5 protein-coding genes and 3 pseudogenes are annotated in these 6,984 nt (G+C 63.5%); 6 read left to right on the forward strand and 2 right to left on the reverse strand.

What is annotated here, in order from left to right:
- The 3 genes and pseudogenes from AHiyo1_RS02170 to AHiyo1_RS02180 form a co-directional block, all read left to right on the forward strand.
- Positions 1-1,223: pseudogene (locus AHiyo1_RS02170) on the forward strand (ATP-binding cassette domain-containing protein); the annotation flags it as partial.
- Positions 1,224-1,518: 295 nt separating this feature from the next.
- Positions 1,519-3,446: pseudogene (gene typA, locus AHiyo1_RS02175) on the forward strand (translational GTPase TypA).
- 46 nt (positions 3,447-3,492) lie between these two features.
- Entirely contained in the window at positions 3,493-3,873 is a 381-nt protein-coding gene (locus AHiyo1_RS02180; RefSeq protein WP_059387475.1) for a hypothetical protein, read from the forward strand.
- Here AHiyo1_RS02180 and AHiyo1_RS02185 read toward each other — a convergent pair whose 3' ends face one another.
- The gene (locus AHiyo1_RS02185) at positions 3,874-4,380 is read right to left on the reverse strand and encodes a helix-turn-helix domain-containing protein (protein WP_059387476.1); all 507 of its coding nucleotides are present in this window, start codon (positions 4,378-4,380) and stop codon (positions 3,874-3,876) included.
- Positions 4,381-4,443: 63 nt separating this feature from the next.
- Between AHiyo1_RS02185 and AHiyo1_RS02190 the strand changes: the two genes are divergently transcribed.
- Positions 4,444-5,742, forward strand: coding sequence for an MFS transporter (locus tag AHiyo1_RS02190; protein ID WP_059387477.1), 1,299 nt, complete (start codon positions 4,444-4,446; stop codon positions 5,740-5,742).
- Between the two features lie 22 nt (positions 5,743-5,764).
- Here AHiyo1_RS02190 and AHiyo1_RS02195 read toward each other — a convergent pair whose 3' ends face one another.
- Positions 5,765-6,007, reverse strand: coding sequence for a putative acetyltransferase (locus AHiyo1_RS02195; protein WP_059387478.1), 243 nt, complete (start codon positions 6,005-6,007; stop codon positions 5,765-5,767).
- Between the two features lie 134 nt (positions 6,008-6,141).
- Here AHiyo1_RS02195 and fdxA point away from each other — a divergent pair, with 134 nt between their 5' ends.
- Together fdxA and AHiyo1_RS02205 are read left to right on the forward strand one after the other, a co-directional pair.
- A complete protein-coding gene (fdxA, locus tag AHiyo1_RS02200) occupies positions 6,142-6,468 on the forward strand; it encodes a ferredoxin (RefSeq protein WP_018776555.1) in 327 nt (108 codons plus the stop codon).
- Positions 6,469-6,483: 15 nt separating this feature from the next.
- Positions 6,484-6,984, forward strand: a pseudogene (locus AHiyo1_RS02205) (aminotransferase class I/II-fold pyridoxal phosphate-dependent enzyme); the annotation flags it as partial.

A 6,984-nucleotide genomic window follows, 5' to 3' on the forward strand; every position in this document is an offset into this window, starting at 1 on the left:
GCACGAATTCTCCGGCGGCATGCGCCAGCGGGCCCTGATCGCCATCGGCCTGTCTTGCCAGCCGCGGCTCCTGATCGCCGATGAGCCGACGTCGGCCCTGGACGTCACGGTGCAGCGGCAGATCCTTGACCACCTCGAAACCATGACGGCGGAGCTCGGCACGGCAGTCCTGCTCATCACCCACGATCTCGGCCTCGCTGCCGAGCGCGCGGACAAAGTAGTGGTCATGTACCGCGACAACGTGGTGGAGGCCGGTCCTTCCCTCGAATTGCTTCGCAACCCGCAACACCCCTACACCCAGCGGTTGGTGGCCTCGGCGCCGTCACTCGCTTCGCGTAGGATCCAGGCCGCCAAGGCCGAAGGAATCCAGACGGAAGAACTCCTGGCGCCCACCGAAGCTGTGGCCGAAAAGGCATTGGCCGACGACGTCCTAAAGGTCGAAAGCTCAGCAAGTCTTCAAGCTGCGCTCCGGCGTCGGCAAGGCAACGGACTTCACTGCGGTGGACAACGTCTCGTTCAACGTCAAACGGGGGACGACGACGGCGATCGTGGGTGAATCGGGTTCCGGCAAGTCCACCGTGGCCCAGATGGTCCTCAACCTGCTCGCGCCGACGTCGGGCCGGATTGTGTTCGACGGTGTGGACACCTCCACCTTGAACAGCCGGGAAATCTTCAAGTTCCGGCGCCGCGTCCAGCCGATTTTCCAGGACCCGTACGGTTCACTCGACCCGATGTACAACATCTTCAGGACCATCGAGGAACCGCTCCGGACCCACAAGATCGGTGACAAGGTCAGCCGCGAGAAGAAGGTCCGGGAACTCCTGGACCAGGTGGCGCTGCCTCAGTCCACCATGCAGCGGTACCCGAACGAGCTCTCCGGCGGCCAAAGGCAGCGCGTCGCGATCGCGCGCGCGCTCGCCCTCGACCCCGAAGTGATCATCTGTGACGAAGCGGTCTCCGCTTTGGACGTCTTGGTGCAGGCCCAGGTCTTGAACCTCCTGGCCGAGCTGCAGTCCAATCTTGGCCTGACGTACCTGTTCATCACGCACGACCTCGCCGTGGTGCGGCAGATCGCCGACCATGTCTGCGTGATGCAGAAGGGCAAGCTCGTGGAAACGGGCAGCACGGACGACGTCTTCGATTCGCCGCAGCAGGACTACACCAAGGCCCTGCTCAACGCGATCCCGGGTGCCAGCCTGATGCTTCCGCCCGTGGTGGCCTGACGGTCCTGGCGCCCGTGCGCTGAGTGCCAGCCGGGGGAGCAGAAGAGCCGGCACCACTTCCGTGGGGGGAAGTGGTACCGGCTCTTTTGCTGTTTCCGGCTCATGCGGAGTTCGCTGCCGATTGTGATGAAGGGCACAATTCGATGACCTGGAGGGTGATTTTTAGGCCAATAAATACCACAGCGTTTAGACTCTATGAAGGTGCCCTGTGTCAAAGGGTCTAATCCGTCGTGCGTTCCGGTTGGAAATGTCGCGATACAACAGCTGACTTCACCACTGAATCGAGCCATTACGCATGTCTGAAACCACCACCAACACCGCCGCGACCACTGCATCGCGCAGTGATCTGCGCAACGTCGCGATTGTGGCCCACGTTGACCACGGCAAGACCACGCTGGTCGACGCCATGCTCAAGCAGACCAACTCCTTCGCCGAGCACAACCACCTGGAAGACCGCGTCATGGACTCCGGTGACCTGGAGCGCGAAAAGGGCATCACCATCCTCGCCAAGAACACCACGGTTGCCTACAACGGCCCGTCGTCCAATGGCGAGACCATCACCATCAACGTGATCGACACCCCCGGCCACGCCGACTTCGGTGGCGAGGTGGAGCGCGGCCTGTCCATGGTTGACGGCGTGGTCCTCCTGGTCGACGCTTCCGAAGGTCCGCTGCCGCAGACCCGCTTCGTCCTCCGCAAGGCCCTTGCCGCGCACTTGCCCGTCATCCTGCTGGTCAACAAGACCGACCGCCCCGACGCCCGCATCGAAGAGGTTGTCCACGAGTCCATGGACCTGCTCCTTGGCCTGGCCTCCGACCTCGCGGACGAAGTTCCGGACCTGGACCTGGACAAGATCCTGGAAGTACCCGTGGTCTACGCCGCAGCCAAGGTCGGCCGCGCTTCCCTCGAGCAGCCGGCTGACGGCTCGGCCCCGGAAAACGAAGATCTCGAACCCCTCTTCAAGGCGATCATCGAGCACATCCCGGCGCCGACCTACAACCCGAACGGTGTCCTTCAGGCGCACGTCACCAACCTGGACGCTTCCCCGTTCCTCGGCCGCCTTGCACTCCTGCGCATCTACAACGGCACCCTCCGCAAGGGCCAGACCGTCGCCTGGGCGCGTGCCAACGGTGAGCTGAAGAACGTCAAGATCACCGAGCTCCTGGCCACCAAGGCCCTTGACCGCGTACCGGCAGAGTCTGCGGCCCGGGCGAGATCGTGGCTGTTGCCGGTATCGAGGAAATCACCATTGGTGAGACCCTCACTGACGCCGAGAACCCGCAGCCGCTGCCGCTTATCACGGTGGATGACCCCGCGATCTCCATGACCATCGGTATCAACACCTCCCCGCTGGCCGGCAAGGTCAAGGGCGCCAAGGTCACGGCGCGCCAGGTGAAGGATCGCCTGGACAAGGAACTGATCGGTAACGTCTCCATCAAGGTCCTGCCCACCGAGCGTCCGGATGCTTGGGAAGTCCAGGGACGTGGCGAGCTTGCGCTGGCCATCCTCGTGGAGCAGATGCGACGCGAAGGCTTCGAGCTCACTGTCGGCAAGCCGCAGGTTGTCACCCGGACCGTCGACGGCAAGATCCACGAGCCGATGGAACACATGACCATCGACGTGCCTGAAGAGTACCTCGGTGCGGTCACGCAGCTGATGGCTGCCCGCAAGGGCCGCATGACCAACATGGCCAACCACGGTACCGGCTGGTGCCGCATGGAATTCATCGTTCCGGCACGTGGCCTCATCGGCTTCCGCACCAAGTTCCTTACGGACACCCGTGGCGCCGGCATCGCTTCCTCGATCTCCGAAGGCTACGAGCCGTGGGCCGGCCCTATCGAATACCGCACCAACGGTTCGATGGTTGCCGACCGCGCCGGTGTGGTCACCCCCTTCGCCATGATCAACCTGCAGGAACGCGGCTCCTTCTTCGTGAAGCCCACGTCCGAGGTCTACGAAGGCATGATCGTCGGCGAGAACTCCCGCGCCGACGACATGGACGTCAACATCACGAAGGAAAAGAAGCTCACCAACATGCGTGCCGCTTCCTCTGACACCTTTGAGAACCTGACGCCGCCGCGCGACCTGACCCTCGAAGAGTCCCTCGAATTCGCCCGCGAAGACGAGTGCGTTGAGGTAACCCCGGACTCCATCCGCATCCGCAAGGTGATCCTGGACGCCAACGAGCGCGCCAAGGCTACCCGCGCACGCGCCAAAGTCTGATCCTGCTGGGCTGATCAAGTACTGACGCGCCCAACGGACTGACGCATTGAATAAGGGAGCCACCGGAACAGCACGCGGCATTGCCGTGGCTGTTCCGGTGGCTCTTTTTGCTGCCTTTGCAGGCACCGCACTGCACCGGCAGGCGCTCCTTATTGCCGGCGTCGAGGTCTCTTGGGGTACCGCAGCGGCACTGCTCCTGCTCGCATCGCTCCAGCTCCTGCTGGGTGCGTGGTCGCGATCCTTGATCCCGACGGCGGTGGTGGGCATTGTTTGTTACGCCGCCGTAGGCGTGCTCTCCACGGGCGGAACGGGCAAGCAGCTGATCGTCGCGGATGTGCCCGGAAATGTGTGGGTTTACGGGAGTGCGGGCATCACTTTCGTGATGCTCTTGTGGTGCCGGCGCTACGGGCGTCCTCCGCGCGCTTAGCTAGTCGGCGCTTGGGTCCCGGTGGTGGGCGATCAAGAGCGAGGTGGCGTCGCCGTCGTCGTCTGCCGGAAGACGCATATATTCCTCGACGACCGCCCGCAGCTTGCCCATCATCTCCTGCTGCCGTGCAGCATTGAACTTCACGCCAAGCCGCCAGACATCGATGTCCCCTGGCATGAGCCCGCGGGTTTCCTGGACGAATGTTTCGATCAGGACAGGGGCAATATCGTCGACGGGAGTGCTCCACGAGGTGCGGGTGGCGATGTACGGCACCTCCTTGGCGCCCCTCTTTCCCTTCCGGCCTTCCTGAGGTTCAAGAAAACCGGTGCGCACCAAGGTCCGGACATGATGCAGGCTTGACGCCGGATTGATGTCCAACAGCCCCGCAATCTCTTTGTTGGTGCGAGCGTGGTGCAGGCAGAGCCGGAGAATCCTCAGGCGCAAGGGGGAGCTCAAGGCGCGGCCCTTGGCCACCAGGTCGCTGTCCTCCCGCTCGTGTTCCGTCATGGTGGCCAGTGTAGCCAGCCTTGAGTGATTGACATATACCAATCACTACAGGAAACTGGGCGGGTGAACGCCGGGACCACGGACAATGCTCAGCAAACTGACACAGCTCAGCACACTGCCTCGCTGTGGCGGGACCGGAACTTCATCACCTTCTGGTCGGGCCAGGCCGTCAGCCAGCTTGGGGCGCAACTGGGGCAATTGGCTTTTCCCGTCCTCGCGGTGACTTTGCTCGGCGCCAGTGAGTTCGAAGTCGGCGCGCTCAATGCCGCCGGCCTTGCGGCCTTCCTGCTGATCGGTTTGCCGGCAGGAGCGTGGGTTGACCGCTGGCTCAAGCGTCGCACCATGATCGTGGCGGACCTGGTCCGGACCGCGGCAATGGCGACCGTACCAATCCTCTGGTGGGCCGGCATCCTGCAGATCTGGCACCTTTACGCCGTAGCCGCCGTCGTCGGGGCCGCGACGGTCTTCTTCGACGTTTCCTACCAGAGCTATGTGCCCGTGCTCGTGGATGCCGCGAAAGTGCCGCAGGCGAACTCCAAGCTCGAGGCCACCTCCCAGATCGCACGGATCGGGGGTCCTGCCGCGGGCGGTGGCTTGCTGACGGTCGTGTCCGCCCCGGTGCTGTTCGTCGGGGAGGCGATCGGGTATCTGCTGTCGGCCATCTTCCTGCTCAGGACGTGCGATGCGGAACGGCCCGTGGCCGCGAAGGATCGGCAGCCGCTGGCAAGCGAAATCAAGGAGGGCCTGGTCTTCGTGGTCAGGCATCCCCTGATCAGCAGGATTGCGGCGTGCACGGGCGGGGTCAACTTCTTCACCACGCTTGCCTTCACCTTGATGCCGGTGTTGGTACTTCGTGAACTGGAACTCGGTCCGGAGGGCATGGGCCTCATCATGGCGGTCGGCGCCGTGGGCGGACTGATCGGGGCGGTTGCCGCGCCCAGATTGGCGGCCTGGATCGGCGAGGGGACGGTTATTCCCGTGGCGTCGATGATCAGCTCGCTTTTCCTCCTCCTGGTTCCGTTGTGCGTGCTTGCCCCCGAGCGATGGATGTCCCTCGTGATGCTCATCGTCTCCGAGTTCGGGTTCGCTTTCGGAGTGCTGGTGTACAACATCATGCAGTTGAGCATGAGGCAGCGCGTGTGTCCGCCCCGGCTCCTGGGGCGCATGAATGCGTCCATTCGCTTCGTGGTGTGGGGGGTCATGCCGATCGCTGCCCTAGCCTCGGGCCTCCTGGCCGAGAATATCGGCCTCGTACCGACACTCTGGATCGGCTTGGGCGGAAGTCTTGTTTTTGTTGCGCCTGTGCTGTTCTCCCCGCTGTGGGGAATGCGCAGGCTCCCCGACGAGGTGCATGGCGCCTGACCCTCCGGGACATGAGGCGGAACTACTCGCGGGTTGTGCGCGGATCCCGGCGCTGGGGCGGAGGAGGGACTGCTTTTGCCGCCACAACAAGGGCCAGCGGGATCTCGACGTCGGACTGTCGGGTACGGATGGTGCACGCACCGTCGGCGACCGAGAGCAGGTAGCCGAGGGCATCGGTGAAGCCGTTGTCCAGGCGGTATCGGACAACTACCCGTGTTCCGGATACGGTATTGAGCAGGAAATCCTGGGGCCGGGGCAGATTCACCAGTTCATAGTAAGACGCCCGGCTAGGTTGCTGAGTTCCCGCTGGGGGATAATAGGCTCAGAATTCGATGTACCGGCCACAGGGCCGGTGGTACTACCCGGAATTTCCGGGACAACTGTGGAGAGGCAAGGGACGTGACCTACGTAATCGCGCAGCCGTGTGTGGACGTCAAGGACAAGGCATGTATTGAAGAATGCCCTGTTGACTGCATCTACGAAGGCGAACGTTCCCTCTATATCCACCCGGATGAGTGCGTGGACTGCGGAGCTTGCGAACCCGTGTGCCCGGTGGAAGCGATCTACTACGAGGACGACACCCCGGAGGAATGGGCCGACTACTACAAGGCCAACGTCGAGTTCTTCGATGACCTTGGTTCCCCGGGCGGAGCCGCCAAGATCGGCAACACCGGTAAGGACCACCCCTTCATCGCCGCGCTGCCCCCACAGAACCAAGACCACTAAGAACGGTTGCTTCCTTTGATTTCTGCGGCCCCCGCTTTCGGCCTCAACCTGCCTGACTATCCTTGGGAAGCGATGGCGCCGTACGTGGCCAAGGCTTCAGAACACCCGGGCGGGGCAGTCAATCTCTCCATCGGAACCCCCGTGGATCCGACGCCGCAACTGGTCCGCGAGGCGCTTGCCCGGGCAGCTGACGCCCATGGTTACCCGACGGTCCACGGCACGGAAGCTCTTCGCGAGGCCGTATCCAACTGGTTCGCCAGCCGCCGCGGGGTCCCGGGAATCGATCCGAGGGACGTCCTGCCGACCGTCGGCTCCAAGGAATTGGTGGCCTGGTTGCCGTTCCTGCTGGGACTGAGCGCAGGCGACGTCGTGGTCCGTCCCACTGTGGCGTACCCGACCTACGACATCGGCGCCATGCTCGCAGGCGCCACTGCCGTCGCGGCAGACAGCCTGGACGAACTGGACGCAGCCACCCGCGCGAGGGTCCGGCTCATCTGGATCAATTCCCCCCGGCAA

It is taken from the genome of Arthrobacter sp. Hiyo1 (genome assembly GCF_001263615.2).
GTDB lineage: Bacteria > Actinomycetota > Actinomycetes > Actinomycetales > Micrococcaceae > Arthrobacter.